12 protein-coding genes are annotated in these 17,526 nt (G+C 56.3%); 4 read left to right on the top strand and 8 right to left on the bottom strand.

What is annotated here, in order from left to right; translation table 11 throughout:
* Positions 1-5: 5 nt before the first annotated feature.
* On the bottom strand, positions 6-536 hold the full coding sequence (gene rppH, locus VI01_RS19890; RefSeq protein WP_034823115.1) for an RNA pyrophosphohydrolase: 531 nt from the start codon (positions 534-536) through the stop codon (positions 6-8).
* 512 nt (positions 537-1,048) lie between these two features.
* Entirely contained in the window at positions 1,049-1,222 is a 174-nt protein-coding gene (locus VI01_RS25450) for a hypothetical protein (RefSeq protein ID WP_156102778.1), read from the bottom strand.
* Here VI01_RS25450 and mutH point away from each other — a divergent pair.
* From mutH to VI01_RS19870, 4 genes are all read left to right on the top strand, one after another.
* A complete protein-coding gene (mutH, locus tag VI01_RS19885) occupies positions 1,221-1,907 on the top strand; it encodes a DNA mismatch repair endonuclease MutH (RefSeq protein ID WP_038645086.1) in 687 nt (228 codons plus the stop codon). The genes VI01_RS25450 and mutH overlap by 2 nt on opposite strands.
* A 59-nt stretch (positions 1,908-1,966) precedes the next feature.
* Positions 1,967-2,677, top strand: a complete 711-nt coding sequence (locus VI01_RS19880; RefSeq protein ID WP_045816398.1) for a TerC family protein — start codon at positions 1,967-1,969, stop codon at positions 2,675-2,677.
* 117 nt (positions 2,678-2,794) lie between these two features.
* A complete protein-coding gene (locus VI01_RS19875; RefSeq protein WP_045816397.1) occupies positions 2,795-3,013 on the top strand; it encodes a YgdI/YgdR family lipoprotein in 219 nt (72 codons plus the stop codon).
* 143 nt (positions 3,014-3,156) lie between these two features.
* On the top strand, positions 3,157-4,197 hold the full coding sequence (locus tag VI01_RS19870) for an NADP(H)-dependent aldo-keto reductase (protein WP_045816396.1): 1,041 nt from the start codon (positions 3,157-3,159) through the stop codon (positions 4,195-4,197).
* 201 nt (positions 4,198-4,398) lie between these two features.
* Here VI01_RS19870 and lplT read toward each other — a convergent pair whose 3' ends face one another.
* The 6 genes from lplT to VI01_RS19840 all read right to left on the bottom strand — a co-directional run bounded on the left by lplT (position 4,399) and on the right by VI01_RS19840 (position 17,393).
* Positions 4,399-5,589 carry a lysophospholipid transporter LplT gene (gene lplT, locus VI01_RS19865; protein WP_045816395.1) on the bottom strand — a complete coding sequence of 397 codons (1,191 nt, stop codon included), beginning with the start codon at positions 5,587-5,589 and terminating at the stop codon, positions 4,399-4,401.
* Entirely contained in the window at positions 5,586-7,736 is a 2,151-nt protein-coding gene (aas, locus tag VI01_RS19860; RefSeq protein ID WP_045816394.1) for a bifunctional acyl-ACP--phospholipid O-acyltransferase/long-chain-fatty-acid--ACP ligase, read from the bottom strand. The genes lplT and aas overlap by 4 nt, the downstream gene beginning before the upstream one ends.
* 719 nt (positions 7,737-8,455) lie before the next feature.
* Entirely contained in the window at positions 8,456-9,850 is a 1,395-nt protein-coding gene (locus tag VI01_RS19855; RefSeq protein WP_045816393.1) for an efflux transporter outer membrane subunit, read from the bottom strand.
* Positions 9,851-9,853: 3 nt separating this feature from the next.
* Positions 9,854-12,955, bottom strand: coding sequence for an efflux RND transporter permease subunit (locus VI01_RS19850; protein ID WP_045816392.1), 3,102 nt, complete (start codon positions 12,953-12,955; stop codon positions 9,854-9,856).
* Entirely contained in the window at positions 12,955-16,152 is a 3,198-nt protein-coding gene (locus VI01_RS19845) for an efflux RND transporter permease subunit (protein WP_045816391.1), read from the bottom strand. The genes VI01_RS19850 and VI01_RS19845 overlap by 1 nt, the downstream gene beginning before the upstream one ends.
* Complete coding sequence (locus VI01_RS19840; protein WP_045816390.1) at positions 16,149-17,393, bottom strand: MdtA/MuxA family multidrug efflux RND transporter periplasmic adaptor subunit; 1,245 nt, start codon at positions 17,391-17,393, stop codon at positions 16,149-16,151. The genes VI01_RS19845 and VI01_RS19840 overlap by 4 nt, the downstream gene beginning before the upstream one ends.
* Positions 17,394-17,526 lie beyond the last annotated feature (133 nt).

Here is a 17,526-nt window from a genome sequence, read left to right as displayed (position 1 = left end):
GTGGCCTATCCTCTTTTACGTCGATGAGCAGCATTGTTGTTACGCTGCCCCGCACTCTCCTGCATAGACATCACCACGCCAGCGAATTCTTTCATCACGCGGCGATAGACATCGCGCTTGAAAGAGACGACCTGACGCACCGGATACCAAAAGCTGACCCAGCGCCAACCATCAAACTCAGGTGTGCTGCTGTGTTGCACATTGATTTCCGCGTCACTACACATCAACTGCAGAAGAAACCACTTTTGTTTCTGGCCGATACACACCGGCTTTGTGTCCCAACGCACCAAACGTTTTGGCAACTTGTAACGTAACCAGTTACGGGTTGAAGCAAGTATTCGAACATCTTTGCGGTGTAAACCCACTTCTTCGAACAGTTCGCGATACATCGCCTGTTCAGCGGTTTCACCCGGATTGATGCCTCCCTGAGGAAATTGCCAGGAGTGCTGTCCAAAGCGCCTGGCCCATAACACTTGTCCTTGCCTGTTACAGATTACGATACCAACATTCGGGCGGTAGCCATCATCATCGATCACTGGACTACCTCAAAGCTAAATTTGAATAGCCTGATTGTTTCACACTCCTTACAGGCGGTAAACCACTGGATATCCGGGGTGATAGCAGTATAAAAACAGGATAACTCACAGAGTTTAGCCAAGTTATAAACAGCAGAGTGGTTTTCAGGGCGATCTTATTCACCTTTTCTGTGGATAGCTTTGTGCAGAACACGGGAATGAGTTGAATAACCACTTCGGAAAATTCTCATAAGGCAGATAAAGAATAGCACTAAAAACACCATTAATCATAGTGATAGGAAAAAATGACAGTGCTGTTTCAACGCGGATCACTTTCTAATTAACCTCAGGTTCCATTCGCTGCTCAAAGATCCACCAGCGTCGCTTTTATCCACAGAGAATGCCCTAAACCTGGTCAAAGAAAGGAAAAAAAGCGTTCAAATCGCTAAAGTCAAGGCTGTAAATGGAAACAGGGGTGTTCAGCAAGGGGGGTTATCCCACCTTTCTGTGGATAAGTAGGCTGGAGATCCTGTTCATTGTCGATAACAAACTGGGATAACCTTGCCATAGCATTCACTGTCGTCCGGCAATGCAAATAAAAAAGCACGCTTAATCATGCTATTATCACGGTTATTCACGCTGCGCACATGTGGAAAACTCACACCCGCCAGCGCTGTACATCCTTTAACCAATATGAGTTTTGCCATGAATTCCCCCGTTTTATTGCCGACGCCACCACAAGATGAAGCTGAATTACTGCAGCGCGCACAACAACTGGCAGGCCAGACGTTTGCAGCACTGGCAGCACAGCTGAGTTTACCGGTGCCGGCTGATTTGCGGCGGGATAAAGGCTGGGTTGGCATGCTGATTGAGCAGCACCTGGGTGCCAGCGCGGGTAGCAAAGCGGAGCAGGATTTCGCCCATCTCGGTATAGAACTCAAGACCATCCCCGTGGATGCGCTGGGCAAACCGCTGGAAACCACCTTTGTCTGCGTTGCGCCCCTGACTGGCAACAGCGGCGTAACCTGGGAGACCAGCCATGTGCGCCACAAGCTGGCGCGGGTGTTATGGATCCCGATTGAGGGCGACCGTGCTTTGCCCCTCGCTGACCGTCGTGTGGGATCGCCGCTGTTATGGCAACCGAGCGAAGAAGAAGATCAGCAGTTGCGTGAAGACTGGGAAGAGTTGATGGATATGATCGTGCTGGGCCAGGTGGAACGCATTACCGCCCGTCACGGCGCCTGGCTGCAGATCCGCCCGAAAGCGGCCAACAGCAAAGCGCTGACGGAAGCCATCGGTGAGCGTGGAGAACCTATAATGACGCTACCGCGCGGTTTTTATCTCAAGAAAAGCTTCACCGGACCGCTGCTGGCACGCCATTTTCTACTGTAAGTCAGGCGTATCGGGTGCGTATAATCGCCGTTTAATTTTCGTTTAGGATTGAATGATTCATGTTTGACTGGATTGCTGATCCCAATGCCTGGCTGGCACTGGGAACATTGACCATTCTGGAAGTGGTTTTGGGTATCGACAACATTATCTTCCTGTCGCTGGTTGTCGCTAAGTTGCCGAAACACCAACAAAACAAAGCTCGCCGCCTCGGTTTAATGGGCGCCATGCTGATGCGACTGGGCCTGCTGGCGTCCATCGCCTGGGTAGTCCGCCTCACCAATCCGCTGTTTACCCTGATGGATCACAGCTTCTCGGCGCGCGACCTGATCCTGCTGTTTGGTGGTCTGTTCCTGCTGTGGAAATCCAGTATGGAGATTCATGAAACCATTGAAGGCGGCGAAGGTGAACACAAAACCAACGTCCACTCCTTCTTCGGCGCAATCGTACAGATCATGTTGCTGGACATTATTTTCAGCCTCGATTCGGTGATCACCGCTGTCGGCTTGTCCGATCATCTGTTCATCATGATGGCTGCCGTGGTCATTGCCGTGTTGATGATGATGTTTGCCGCACGCGCCATTGGTGAATTTGTTGAACGTCATCCATCGGTGAAAATGCTGGCGCTGGCATTCCTGATTCTGGTCGGCTTTACCCTGATTCTGGAGAGTTTCGGCATCCATGTACCAAAAGGTTACATTTATTTTGCCATGTTCTTCTCCATGGCCGTGGAGTGCCTGAACCTGATGCGCAGCAAGAAAAGCGCGGCTTAACGATGTCAAGGGCGAGCGCATCTCGCCCTTTAATTTTAGGAATGATGCGATTACGTCAGCCAGCGAAAGCATTTATTACTACACTTTTGCAGTTGAAGTAGGTTGAGGGAGATAAGAATGAAAGGGTTGGTGAGTGTCGTGGGTGTTATGCTGGTCGCGCTGACGTTGAGTGGTTGCAGCAGTGATTACGTGATGGCGACCAAAGATGGCCGTATGATTAAGACTGATGGCAAACCGTCCATCGATAAAGAGACAGGTTTGGTGCAGTACACTGACGATCAAGGTCATGTGATGCAGATCAATGGTGATGAGGTCTCCACCATCATTGAGCGTTAAGTGCCAAATTCGATTGCCTGCACGATTTTTTCCCCAGTGCAGGCGATTTCCCGAACTTTCCCCCCTTCCTTCCGCGCCGCTTCACAGGATATAGTCCCAGAGGACACAACATTCCCTTTCATAATGAAAAAAGGAAGCCGGCAATGCATTATCACCGCATCCCCCACAGTACGCTGGAAGTCAGCCAACTGGGGTTAGGAACCATGACGTTTGGTGAGCAAAACAGCGAAGCCGACGCCCACGCGCAACTCGATTACGCGATTAGCAGTGGCATCAACCTGATTGATACCGCTGAAATGTATCCGGTGCCGCCACGCCCGGAAACCCAGGGATTAACCGAACAGTACATTGGCAGCTGGCTGAAGAAGCGCGGCAGCCGTGACAAGATCATTCTGGCCAGCAAAATTGCCGGTCCGGTGCGCGGCGCAGATGCGTCGATTCGCCCTAATCAGGCGCTGGATCGCAAAAACATTCGCGAAGCGCTGGATGCCAGCCTGAAGCGTCTGAACACCGACTATCTCGATCTCTACCAGCTGCACTGGCCGCAACGTCAAACCAACTATTTCGGCAAACTGGGCTACCAGTACAGCGAAACCACCGCCAACGTGACGCTGCTGGAAACGCTGGAAGCCCTGAATGAGCAGGTGCGCGCAGGTAAGATTCGCTACATCGGCGTGTCTAACGAAACTGCATGGGGCGTGATGCGCTATCTGCAGCTGGCTGAGAAGCACGAGTTGCCGCGTATTGTGACCATTCAGAACCCGTACAGCCTGCTGAACCGTAGCTTTGAAGTCGGTCTGGCGGAAATCAGCCAGCATGAAGGGGTTGAACTACTGGCCTACTCAAGCCTGGCGTTTGGGACTCTGAGCGGCAAATATCTGAATGGAGCTAAACCTGCCGGTGCGCGTAACACCCTGTTTAGCCGCTTCACCCGCTACAGTGGTGAGCAGTCGAATCAGGCGATTGCCGCTTATGTTGGTCTGGCGAAGAAGCACAATCTGGATCCATCACAGATGGCGCTGGCTTACGTGCGTCAACAGCCGTTTGTGGCGAGTACACTGCTGGGCGCCACCACACTGGAACAGCTGAAGATTAACGTGGAGAGTTTCAACCTGACGCTGAATGCCGATGTGTTAGAGGAACTGGAAGCGATTCATCGTCAGTATACTTACCCGGCACCTTAACGGGATGCCATCGTTGCGGCGCAACGGTTTGCGTCGCAACGACCTGCAGCATGGATGGACTGGTGGTTAAGACTTTGGCCCGATGAGCCTGGATGCGCACCCTATTGGCGTATGACGCGGTTTTTGCCTGAGTACCGTGAAGGCGCGCATTTCGGATCTCTGGTCGCCATGACTGGTGACCTGGTTTTTCTACGCACCGTCTTATCGGCGCGATTTCCACCACAGCACCGCAATCGCCACAGCAAAAATCCCACCGAACCCAATACCGGTTGCCACCGCAGGTGCACCCAACTTCACCGCGATGGTGTACAGCGCCAGCATCACCAACATCGCGATGTTTTCACCGAAGTTTTGCACCGCAATCGCGTTACCTGCGCCAACCGACTCTTTGCCGCGTTCCTGCAGCAGCGCATTGAGTGGCACCACAAAGAAGCCTCCCAGCGCACCAATCACCATCAGCACCAGATAGGCATTCAGCAAGCTGGTTTGCAGTGAGAACACCACCACCATTACGCCAATCAATATCCCGGCGGGCATGCAACGGCGCACGGTTTGTAGCGTCACCAGTTTCGCCGCTGCGGCGGCGCCAATTACAATCCCGATAGCCACCATGGCATTTAACGTGGTCGGCGTTTTATTGTCGGTGATACCCAGCGCGACGGGCACCCACAGCACCAGCAGGAAACGCAGCGTTACCCCCGCGCCCCAAAACATGCTGGTGCCGAGCAGGGAAAAACGCGTCTCGCCGTTACGCCACAGCAGCAGCGCAGCGTCCCTGAAACTGCGGAACATGGCACCAAACTGCCAACTCTGGCCCGGGCGTGCCGCCATAAGTTTAGGGATAAAGATATTCGCCACCACCGCCAGCGCGTAAGTGAGTGCACACATAACCAGCGCGGCAAGCAGATTCCAGTCAGCCAGAATACCGCCAGCCACCGAACCCAGCAGAATGGCAGCAATCGTCGATGACTCCATCAAGCCGTTGGCTTTGACCAGCCTTTCACCGCGTGTAATCTCCGTCAGGATGCCGTATTTCGCCGGCGAGTAGGATGCCGCACCAATGCCCACCAGCGTATAGCCAAGGAATGGATTGAAGCCGAAGCAGATAATCAGCGCACCCAGCAGCTTGAGGCTATTGGCGAACATCATCACCCGGCCTTTGGCAAAACTGTCAGCCATCTGCCCGACAAACGGTGCCAGAAGAATGTAAGTGGCCACAAACATCATCTGCAGAATCGGCTGGCTCCAGTCAGGATAGAGCTGACTTTTCAGCACCGCCAGCGTGGCAAACAGGAGCGCGTTGTCGCCAAACGCGGAGAAAAACTGCGCCACGATCACCGCCATCATATTGCGTGACAGTAACGGTGAATCGGGATTAACCGCCTGACTCATGCCTGCTCCTCTTCGGCCAGCTGTTTCAGGCTGACGTAGTCTGGTTTACCGCTACCCAGTTGCGGCAGCTGTTTCATAAAGCGAATGTCACGCGGCACCGCCAGCTCTGGCGCGCCGATGTCACGCGCGGCTTTAAGCAGTTGCTCGCGGTTCAGTGCGCTGTCGGTAGTGAACAGCACTAAGGCTTCACCGCGATGACCATCAGGACGCAGCGAGGCGGCATGTTGCTTCTCACCCGAGGCTTTCAGCGCGATCTGCTCGACGCTTTCCAGTGACACCATCTCACCGGCGATTTTGGCGAAGCGTTTGGCCCGCCCCTGAATCTGGCAGAAGCCACCTTCATCGAAGCTAACAATGTCGCCGGTATCATACCAACCGGCTTCCATTTCACCTTCGCCGTTGTCCGCTACGGGCTTCTCTAAGACACCCGGATTTTCCACGCGCAGGTAACCGTTCATCACGTTCGGACCACGCAGTTGCAGACGACCGCCCTGCTCGATACCTGGCACGGAGATCAAACGTGAATCCATGCCGGGCAGAATACGACCCACGGTGTGAGGTTTCGCCGCCATCGGCACATTGATCGCCACCACTGGCGCACACTCGGTGACGCCGTAGCCTTCGAGAATACGGATGCCGTATTTCTCGGCGTAAATTTGGCGCGTGCCTTCCTGCAACTTCTCTGCACCCGCCACCACATAGCGCAGGCGTGCAAAATCATACGGATTGGCAAAGCGCGCATAGTTGCCGAGGAAAGTCGACGTCCCAAACAGCACGGTGCAGTTACGGTCATACACCAGTTCCGGCACGATGCGGTAATGCAGCGGACTCGGATAGAGGAACACCTGCGCGCCGGTGAGCAGCGGCGTAAACAAGCCCACCGTGAGGCCGAAAGCATGGAACAGCGGCAGCGCCGACATAAAGCGATCGCGCGGGGTGAAATCTGCCACAGTACGAATTTGCTCAACGTTAGCCAACAGGCTTTTATGTGAGTGCACCACGCCTTTGGGGTTGCCTTCGGAACCCGAGGTGAACAGCACCATGGCCGCCTCTTCCGGCTGCTGCGGAACCTGCGCACGACGCGGCATCAGCAGGTGAGCCAGAATCCACAACTTGTCTTTCAGGGTAACGGTGTCTTTGAGGTCTTCGAGGTAGATCCACTGGACTTCGGTTAAGCCCTGCGGCAGATGCCCCAGATTGCCCTTCTCCAGAAACTGGCGCGAAGTGAAGACGGTTTTGACCTGCGAAGCAGTGAGCGCCGCGCGCATGCCGTTGACGCCCGCGGTGTAGTTGAGCATCGCCGGGATGCGCCCGCGCAGTGATGCCCCGAGGATCGCCGCCGCCGTGACCGTGGCATTCGGCAGCAGTAGGCCAACATATTCACCCTGCTGACTGTAGCGCTCGAGAATACGCCCCACGCCCAGCGATTTTTTCAGCAGCCCGGTGTAGCTGTCCGGTTTGAAGTTGATATCTTCAATGCAGGGTTTAGTCAGGCCATAACGCTGGCGCGCATTGAGAAAGGCTTCGAACAAGGTTTCACGCGGACGCACCGCCATACGTGCTTCCATCATCACATGATGTAAGTGCTCACCCGCTAAGATGCGACGATCGCGCGCGCGTTTGGCTTCCGGCATCGGGATGAACGTGGCGGGCAGCACGCTTAAAGTGATGCGCGGGAACAGGCGACGCTTAAATACCCCCGCCAGTCTGCCAAACGGCGTGTACTCCGCGCCTTCAATGCGCATCGGGACCACGGTCGCACCCGATTTCGCCGCGACAAAGCCCGCTCCGCTGTAGATTTTCATCAGCGATCCCGTCACCGTGATGCGCCCTTCCGGGAAGATCACCACCGGACGACCTTCATTGATCATGCGCACCAGATGTTTGATCGACATCGGTTTAGTGGGATCGAGTGGCACGAAGTCGATAATCGGCTTAAGGAGCCGCATAAACCATTGATCGCTGATCGAGGAATAGACGGCGAACACCGGTTTAATCGGCAAAAACAGCGCCACCAAAATGCCATCAAGGAAAGACATATGGTTAGGGGTGATCAGCACTTTTTCTTTGTGCAGTGCGGTGAGATCGCCACGCAGTTCCACCCGCCATAACAGGCGAAACAGGAAACGCAGAACAGTGAAAAGCATGCCAGCTCCTTAGCAGCGTTTAAATATGGCGCTTACCTTGCAGGATCTGGCGATTTTCGACAAGTGGCGCGGTGATTTATGGTGAGGAATTGAGGCAGGTGTGGTGTGTAGCCTGTAAAAATTTACCGTTGGGGTGCTGATAATTGTGAAATGCTGCTCAGTGCTAATGCCGTCATGGCTGCACTGGCTTAAAGGTGAGAGCGCAATCTGGGGTGGTAAACAGGTGCTGACGCAGACTGGGGGCGCTTCGCCAAAGAGAACAGGCTGCACATTGGCTTATGTGAGTTTAGGTAGAAGGGAACCTGATCGTGCATATGCTCGGTGTTTGGTTCAAAAAGGGCACGATGCTTGAGGCCAAAGCCCCTCTGCGGTGGCCGGGCTATCCGCAGCGCTGAGGCTTTTACGTTGGGCCAGGAGCCAGTCGCATGGATGCGACAGGCAGTTCGGGTTGGCCAGGACGGCCTTACCCGAACGGTCCGTAGGCACGACGTGGAAGCCGAAGGCACCGCGTCAGCGGCGCGAGGACTGCCCGGCCGCCGCAGAGGGGCTATGGCCCATCCGCGCGCCAAAGCAGTCCACTGAACAGAGACGCTATAGCCCACCACTCCGCACCCAAAAGGCCCACAACAGAATCAACAGCCTCATACTTAGCTGCTCTAAACTGCAAAACAACCCTCATCTATGCTGCTAAAACTCATCCCTGCCAGAACGAATAACACTTAACCCTGCCAACCCCCGCCCAGTGCGGCAATCAGCTCAACGCTGCTTACCCACTGCGTGCTCTGCAGTGACAACAAACTCTGCTGCTCGCTCAGACTGCTGTTTTCGGTGGTGGCCACATCAAGGTAATCAATCATCCCGGCATCATACTGATTACGCGTCACGCGGGCTGACTCCTGGGCGGCACTGGTCGCCAGCTGCTGTGAAGCAATTTCGCCCTGCAGCGTATTAAGCTGCACCAGATAATCTTCCACTTCCCCCATCGCCGTCAGCACCGACTGGCGATAATCCGCCACGCTGGCGTCATAGGCGGCGCGTGCCTGTTCCACTTTGGCCGAGGTCGCACCGAAGTCCAGCAGCGTACCGCTCAACTCCGGCCCTAATGACCAGACGCGATTGGGTAGTGAGAACAGGCTATTAATGGCCGACGAACTCACGCCGCCGCTGGCGCTCAGGGTCAAATCCGGATAGTAACCGGCGATGGCGACACCCACCGCCGCATTGGCTGCTGACACATTCCGCTCGGCATAGGCAATATCCGGACGACGCTGCAACAGCGCAGAAGGCAGGCTATGAGGGATGGCGGGTAACTTAGCCTCCAGCTTCGCCACTGGCAGCGAGAAATCAGCCGGCGCACGGCCCAGCAACAGCGCAATGGCGTGTTCCGATTGGGCACGCTGCCACTGATAATCCTGTGCCGAGGCGCGTGCGCTCTCCAGCTGCATCTGCGCCTGTGCCAGGGTGGCGCGGGATTCGCTGCCCGCCGAGTACTTGTTCTGTATCACCGTCAGATAACGCTGATAGGCATCGATACTGCGCTGATACAGGGCAATCTTCTCGTCGAGGATGCGCAGCTGGAAGTAATCCTGTGCCAGCTCTGACTGCGCACTCAGCGTGATATTCGCCAACTCGGCCTTACTCGCCTGCGCACTGGCTTTGTTCTCTTCCAGTGTGCGGCGCAGTTTGCCCCACAAATCCAGCTCCCAGCTGGCGCTGAGATCGGCGGCATGCGCATTGCTGACGCTGCGCTGGCCGGTGGTGCTGGCCCGACTGCCGCTGCGCGTGCTGCTGGCGTCGTAGCTCACCGAAGGGAATAACGCCGCGCGAGATTGTGAGGTCAGCGCCTGCGCTTCACGGTACTGCGCGGCATAGCTCGCCACGTTCTGGTTGGAGACGCTCACCTGACGCAACAGGCTATCCAGCGTGGCATCGTGATACACCAACCACCAGTCGCCTTTGCTCTGCTCATCCTGCGGCGTGGCCTGCTGCCAGCCTTTGGCTTCTTTAAAGTGCGTCGGCATCGTCATGGTCGGGCGCTGATAATCCGGGCCCACCGCGCAGCCCGCCAGCAACAGTGCCATCACCATCGGGGTAAATTTCAGGACATTTTTCATCGATCAGGATTCCACATGACGCAACCGCTGCCACTGACGTTTAGTGGCGCGACTCAAACTATCAAGCCAGAGATAAACAACCGGCGTGGTAAACAGGGTTAACAACTGGCTCAGCGCCAGACCACCTGCAATCGCAATGCCGAGCGGACTGCGTAAATCCGCATCACCGCCGCTGCCCAATGCCAGCGGCAAAGCACCAAAGAAGGCAGCCAGCGTGGTCATCATGATAGGGCGGAAGCGCATCAAACAGGCCTGCGTGATCGCCTGCTTCGGCGACATCCCCTGCGTGCGCTCGGCGTGGATCGCAAAATCGATCATCATGATGGCGTTCTTCTTCACGATGCCGATCAGCAAAATGATGCCGATCAGGGCAATCACCGTCAGTTGCGTATTGGTGAGCAATAGCAGGAGTAGCGCGCCAACCCCCGCAGAAGGCAGCGTAGAGAGGATGGTGATGGGATGGATATAACTCTCATACAGCACGCCGAGCACGATATACACCGCCGCCAGTGCCGCAATAATCAGCCACGGCATGGTGGCGGTCAGCTGCGCAAAGGCGGCTGCGGTGCCAGCAAAACCGGCCTGGATGGTGGACGGCAGGCCGAGCTGCGCCATTGCCTGCTTAATCAGCGCCTGCGCCTGCTCCAGTGACACGCCATCATTCAGGTTAAAGGCCACGGTGCTGGTGGCCGATTGCCCCTGATGCGCCACGGAGAGCGGTGCATTACCGCCCTTGAAGCTGGCGAAAGCAGAGAGCGGCACACGGTCGCCGCTATCGTTAATCACATACAGCTCTTTCAGAATCTCCGGATCGCGCGTGTAGCTGTCCTGCAATGACATCACCACATGATACTGATTCAACGTGTGATAGAGCGTGGCGACCTGGCGCTGGCTGAAGGCATTATTCAGCATGGTATCCAGCATCTGCACGTTAACGCCCAGCCGTTGCGCACGATCGCGATCGATATTGATCACCACTTCCTGGCCGCCGGTTTGCGAATCAGAGTCCACGCTGTTGAGCTGCGGGATCGCCGCCAGCGCGGCCTGGACTTTCGGCGTCCACTCTCGCAGCACATCCAGATCGTCCGCCTGCAGGCTGTATTGATAAGTGGCGTTAGCACTGCGCCCACCGATATGCAGATCCTGCGCCGCCATCAGGAACATCTGCGCCCCGGCGATATGGCTGGTCTTCAGGCTCAGCCGGTTGGCGACCTCGGTGGCCGTGGCATCGCGATCGCTAAAGTCTTTAAGACGCACAAAGAAGTTGGCGCTGTTGCGCGAGCCAAACATTCCGCTGCCCATCGACGACATCACGCTGTCCACCGCCGGATCGGACTGGATGATTTTAGTGAACTCCAGCATCTTCGGTTTCATCGCCTGGAACGAGATGTTTTGATCGGCACGCAGTGCGCCCATCAACAGCCCGGTGTCCTGATTGGGGAAGAACCCCTTCTGCACCACGGTGAACAAGAACAGGTTCAGTAATACCGTTAGCACAAGGCTGAACATGGTGATCTTCTGGTGCGCCATCACCCACGCCAGGCCACGCGAATAGGCCGCCAGCAAGCCATTGAGCTGATTTTCAATAAACTGATACAGCGGATGGGGGCGCTTGCTGACTTTCGGTTTAGGCTTCAGCAGGCGCGCGCATAGCATCGGCGTCAGGCTGAGTGAAACAAACATCGAGATCAACAGCGACACGGTGAGCGTCACGGCAAACTCGCGGAACAGACGCCCGACAATACTGCCCATCAGCAGGATTGGGATAAACACCGCGATCAGCGACATGGTCATCGACAGCACGGTGAAACTCACTTCCTGCGCGCCTTTCAGTGCCGCACGCAGCGGACTCAAACCTTCTTCGATATGGCGGGTGATGTTTTCCAGCACCACGATGGCATCATCAACCACAAAGCCGGTGGCGATGATCAGTGCCATCAGCGACAGGTTATCAAGGCTGTAGCCCAGCAGATACATCACCGCACAGGTACCAATCAACGACACCGGCAGCGCCAGCGCCGGGATCACCACCGCCTGCACGTTGCGCAGGAACACAAACACCACGGCTATCACCAATAGCATGGCGATCAGCAGCGTTTCTTCGGTGTCGTAAAGGGATTCACGCACCGTCGGGGAACGGTCCACCACCACTTTTAGTTGGGTATCCGCAGGCAGATCTTTTTCCAGCGCGGGCAACTGCGCCTTGATGGCATCAATGGTGTCGAGCATGTTGGCACCGGCCTGGCGCTTAATGCCCACCATGACTGATGGCTGCGAATTGAGGAAACCGGCCTGATACTGATCTTCCACCGAATCGTACACGGTGGCGACATCGTGCAGACGTACCGCTTTACCGTCTTTATAACTGACGATCAGATCCTGATACTGCGCCGCTTTATCCAACTGACCATTGCTGTCCACTACCCATGATTGCTGGCTGCCCTGCAGAATGCCTTTGGGTTTGTTGGTGGTGCTGTTGGCGATAGCTTCCCGCACCGTGTCCAGCGAGATGCCGTATTGCGCCAGCTTGAGCGGTTGCAGATCGATACGCACGGCGGGCAACGCACTCCCCATCAGCGACACTTCACCCACGCCCTTCACCTGCCCCATCGCCTGCTCGATTTTACTTTCCGCCAGGTCGTAGAGTTCACCTGGCGTGCGCGTGGCAGAGGTCAGCGCCAGCATCACAATCGGTGCATCGGACGGGTTGGCTTTGCGATAGGTCGGCAGCGATTCCATGGCGCTCGGCAGCAGACTGCGTGCGGCGTTGATCGCCGCCTGCACATCACGCGCCGCACCGTTGATATCGCGGTCGAGATCAAACTGCAAAATCACGCTGGTGGAGCCCTGCGAGCTGGTCGAGGTCATCTCAGTGACGCCCGCGATCTGTCCGAGCGAACGCTCCAGCGGCGTGGCCACCGTGGCCGCCATGGTTTCCGGGCTGGCACCGGCTAAGCTGGCGCTGACCATAATGGTCGGGAAATCCACCTGCGGCAGCGGGGCCACCGGCAACAGCCGATAGCCCAGCAGACCCAGCAGCATGATCGACAACGTTAATAGCAACGTGGTGACCGGGCGGAAGATAAAGAGTCTGGTGAGGTTCATTACTCGCTCCGCGCCTGCTGCTGTTTACGCTGCATATAGCGCTTGCCGCGCTGCGCGATGCCATCGAACCACAGATAAATCACCGGCGTAGAGAACAGCGTCAGCACCTGGCTGACAATCAAACCACCGACAATCACCAGACCAAGCGGCTGACGCAGTTCGGCACCGGATCCGGAGGCCAGCATCAGCGGCAGTGCACCGAGCAGTGCCGCCATGGTGGTCATCAGGATCGGACGGAAGCGCAGCAGACAAGCCTGATGAATCGCATCACGCGCACTCATGCCCTGCTTGTTTTCGGCCTCCAGCGCGAAGTCGATCATCATAATCGCATTCTTTTTCACGATGCCGATCAGCAGGATCACCCCGATCAGCGCAATCAAACTAAACTCACTGCCCGCCAGCAACAGCGTCAACAGTGCGCCCACCGCCGCTGATGGCAGCGTCGAGAGAATGGTCACCGGATGAATAAAGCTCTCATACAGGATGCCCAACACCACATACATGGTGATCAGCGCGGCCAGAATCAGCCACAGCGTGTTGCCAGTGGCGCTCTGGAAGGCCGAGGTTTCCCCCTGATAGCGCAGCGTGATGCTGGACGGCAGATTCAACTGCTGTGTCACTTCCGCAATCGCTTTCTGCCCATCCTCCAGCGAGTAGCCGCTGTTGAGGTTGAACGACACCATCACCGCCGGGAACTGATTCAGACGCATATGCATCAGTGAACCGGTACGCTGATGGATAGTGGCGATCGAGGTCAGTTTCACCATCCCGGTGGTGGTGTCGCTATCGGTACTGGTGGTTGAGCTGCTGCTCGAACTGTTGCTGGATGTGGTGCCCGAACTGCTGCTGGTTGAGGTACCTGAACTACTGCTCACCGGCAGATAGACATCATCAAACGACGCTGGCGACTGCTGATATTGCGGCGCCACTTCCAGCACCACGCGATATTGATTGGCCTGGGTAAAAATGGTGGAAACCAGACGCTGACCGAAACTGTTGTACAGCGCGGTATCCACATCCGAAGCGGTGATGCCGTAACGCGCCGCTTTGTCGCGGTTTAGCTCGACGTAGGCAACACGGCCCTGATCCTGCAGATTGCTGACCACGCCGTTAAATTCCGGACGCTGCTGCAGGGCCGCCACCATCTTCGGCGTCCAGCTCACCAGATTTTCACTGTCAGCATCGTCGAGGGTAAATTGATACTGGCTCGGCGTGACCTGATCGTTGACCGTCAAATCCTGCGCTGGCTGCAAGTAGAGCTGAATGCCCGCCACCTGTTGTGCCGCCTGTTGCAGCTGCTTGATCACCACATCGGCTTTATCATCACGCTCATCAAATGACTTGAGGTTAATCTGGATGCGGCCGCTATTGAGGCTGGTGTTGCTGCCGTCGATGCCAATGGTCGATGACAAACTGTCCACCGACGGATTTTGCAGAATCACTTTCGCCAGCGCCTGCTGACGCTTCGACATCTCGCTAAACGACACATCCTGCGACGCCACGGTCACACCCTGAATCAAACCGGTATCCTGCGTCGGGAAGAAGCCTTTCGGGATGGCGATATACAGCAACGCCGTCAGCGCAAAGGTTGCCAGCGCCACCAGCAGCGTCAACTTCTGATGGTTCAGCACCACGGTCAGAAGACGGTCATAGCCGCGCACCAGCTTATCGAAAATTTGCCCACCCTTACGCGAGAAGCGCGACTGCTTCTCTTCCGGGATATGCTGCAACAGGTAAGCGCACAGCATTGGCGTTAGTGTCAGGGACACCACCATCGACACTAAAATCGACACCGCCAGTGTGATGGCAAATTCGCGGAACAAGCGCCCCACCACATCGCCCATAAACAGCAGCGGGATCAACACCGCAATCAGCGAGAAGGTCAGTGAGATGATGGTGAAGCCAATCTGCTGCGACCCTTTCAGCGCCGCCTGCATCGGCGTTTCGCCCTCTTCCAGCCGACGAGAGATGTTCTCCACCACCACAATCGCATCGTCAATCACGAAGCCAGTGGCGATAGTCAGCGCCATCAGTGACAGGTTGTTCAGACTGAAATCGGCCAGGTACATCACGCCGAAAGTGCCAATCAGTGACAGCGGCACTGCCACGCTTGGGATCAACGTCGCCGCCACATTGCGCAGGAACAGGAAGGTCACCATCACCACCAGCGCCACCGACAGCATCAGCTCAAACTGTACGTCGCTGATGGAAGCACGAATGGTTTGGGTGCGATCCGACAATATGCTCATCTTCACGCCATCGGGTAACGCGGCCTGCAAGGTTGGCAGTTGCGCTTTGATGCTGTCCACCACCTGAATCACGTTGGCACCCGGCTGGCGCTGCACGCTGATTACAATTGCCGGACTGTTATTGGCCCACGCTGACTGGAAGCTGTTCTCCGGCCCCTGTTCGATGTGCGCGATATCTTTCAGGCGCAGTGCAGCACCGTTCTGATAGGTGATGATCAGATTGCCGTACTCATCGGCGGTGCGCAGCTGATCGTTGGCGTCGATGGTCACCGAGTGATATTTGCCGTCGAAGCCGCCTTTTGAGCCATTGACGTTGCTGTTACTGATCAACGTATTGACGTCTTCCAGCGACAGCTTATGCGCCGCCAGCGCTTTCGGGTCCATCTGCACGCGGATTGCCGGTTGATGGCCGCCCGCCAGCGTCACCATACCGACGCCGTTTATCTGCGACAGCTTCAGCGCCACGCGGGTGTTCACCAGATCCTGCACCTGGGTCAGCGGCAGGTTATCCGAGCTGGCCGCCAGCGTAATCACCGCCGTATCTGCCGGGTTGACCTTTTTATAGGTCGGCGGATTGGGCAGATCGCTCGGCAGCAGGTTGTTGGCGGCATTGATCGCCGCCTGCACTTCCTGCTCGGCGACATCCAGCGACAGATCGAGGCTGAACTTCAGAGTGATGATCGAGGAACCACCCGAACTGGTTGACGTCATCTGGCTCAGACCCGCCATCTGCCCGAGTTGGCGCTCCAGCGGCGAGGTAACGGACGACGCCATCACATCCGGACTGGCGCCAGGATACAAGGTGGTGACCTGAATGGTCGGGTAATCCACCTGCGGCAGCGCCGAGGTGGAGAGGAACTTATAGGCAAAGATCCCGGAAATCAGTACGCCGACCATCAGCAGGATGGTGGCGACGGGACGCTGGATAAACAGACGAGACGGATTCATTTTTTGGCCGCTGTGGCAGTTTTGCTGTCATCGGCCAGAGAGACTTTACTGCCGTTGGTCAGGCGATCGATGCCTTCGGTAACCAGACGATCGCCCGGCTCAACGCCTTTCAGAATCGACTGCTGATCTTCGCCAAACGCCGGGCCAGTAGTCACGGCTTTGCGCGTCACGGTGTTGTCTTTACTGATGACAAACACAAAGCTGCCGTCGCTGCTCAGTTGCAGCGCCTGCGCCGGGATCACCGTGGCGTTATTCAGGATGTTGGTTTGCAGACGCAGGTTGACGAACTGATTAGCAAACAGCGATTCATCTTCATTCGGGAAAGTGGCTTTCAGCTCAATGGTGCCAGTGCTGGTATCGATCTGGTTGCTGATGAACTGCACGCTGCCTTGAGCCAGCTGGGTGCTATTGTCCTGATCAAAAGCCACTGCGGGCAAACTCTGCCCATTGTGCAGCGCTTTGGTGAGTTGCGCGATATTGCTTTGCGGGACGCTGAAGGTCACGGCTGCGGGCTGCATCTGCGTCACCACCACAATGCCGGTGGTATCGGTGGTTTGCACCATATTGCCCGGATCAACCAAACGCAGGCCAACACGGCCGCTGACTGGCGAGGTGATGCGCGCGTACTCAATATCCAGCTTTGCACTGGCGATCTGCGCCTGATCGGCTGCCACTGCACCTTTGTACTGCCCAACGGTGGCCGTTTGCGTGTCGAGATCCTGGCGTGACAACGAGTCCTGGGCCGCCAGCTTTTTATAGCGAGCCAAGGTCAGCTCAGCGCTTTTCAGTAACGCCTGGTTTTGATTGAGATCGCCCTGATACTGCGCCAGTGTCGCCTGATAGCTGCGCGGATCGATCTGCGCCAGCAGCTGTCCGGCCTCGACTTTTTGCCCTTCGGTAAAGAAGACTTTTTCCAGCTGACCCGCCACACGGCTGGTGACGGTGACGCTGGCATTCGGGATCACCGTGCCCAGCGCATTGAGATACACCGGCACATTGGCCGTGGTGGCCACACCGCTATGCACCAGCGTGGCACCGCCGCCCATCATCGCCATACCCGGCGGGCCGCCTGCGCCCCCGCGATGACCACCCTTTCCTCCCCCTGGCGGCATACCACCCGGCGCACCGCCGTGTCCGCCCACTATGCGCCAAATCACGCCAGCCACGATCAACACAACAAGTAAAATGAGTAGCCATTTCAGCCAGTGGAAACGCGATCTGCGAGGGGAATTAATTGTCATCGGACTCTTCAGATAAACAGGAAAATGGAAAATCCCCTGCAATGTCAGGGGATTATTTCAAAAGAAATCATCACTGCTTGTATTATCAGCTGAAGTGCCATGGAATTTCCATGGAGAAACCGTAAGGGTAACG

Origin of the sequence: Pantoea sp. SM3, from assembly GCF_000963995.1 — a bacterium.
GTDB classification, from domain to species: Bacteria; Pseudomonadota; Gammaproteobacteria; order Enterobacterales; family Enterobacteriaceae; genus Pantoea; species Pantoea rwandensis_B.
This window is presented reverse-complemented; position numbering and strand designations above follow the sequence as displayed.

Coding starts and splice junctions, on each gene's coding strand:
- lplT (WP_045816395.1), bottom strand. CDS start 5,589: ATGAGTCAGGCGGTTAATCCCGATTCACCGTTACTGTCACGCAATATG.
- VI01_RS19845 (WP_045816391.1), bottom strand. CDS start 16,152: ATGAATCCGTCTCGTCTGTTTATCCAGCGTCCCGTCGCCACCATCCTG.
- VI01_RS19850 (WP_045816392.1), bottom strand. CDS start 12,955: ATGAACCTCACCAGACTCTTTATCTTCCGCCCGGTCACCACGTTGCTA.
- VI01_RS19840 (WP_045816390.1), bottom strand. CDS start 17,393: ATGACAATTAATTCCCCTCGCAGATCGCGTTTCCACTGGCTGAAATGG.
- VI01_RS19875 (WP_045816397.1), top strand. CDS start 2,795: ATGAAAGGGTTGGTGAGTGTCGTGGGTGTTATGCTGGTCGCGCTGACG.
- VI01_RS25450 (WP_156102778.1), bottom strand. CDS start 1,222: ATGGCAAAACTCATATTGGTTAAAGGATGTACAGCGCTGGCGGGTGTG.
- mutH (WP_038645086.1), top strand. CDS start 1,221: ATGAATTCCCCCGTTTTATTGCCGACGCCACCACAAGATGAAGCTGAA.
- VI01_RS19855 (WP_045816393.1), bottom strand. CDS start 9,850: ATGAAAAATGTCCTGAAATTTACCCCGATGGTGATGGCACTGTTGCTG.
- VI01_RS19870 (WP_045816396.1), top strand. CDS start 3,157: ATGCATTATCACCGCATCCCCCACAGTACGCTGGAAGTCAGCCAACTG.
- VI01_RS19880 (WP_045816398.1), top strand. CDS start 1,967: ATGTTTGACTGGATTGCTGATCCCAATGCCTGGCTGGCACTGGGAACA.
- aas (WP_045816394.1), bottom strand. CDS start 7,736: ATGCTTTTCACTGTTCTGCGTTTCCTGTTTCGCCTGTTATGGCGGGTG.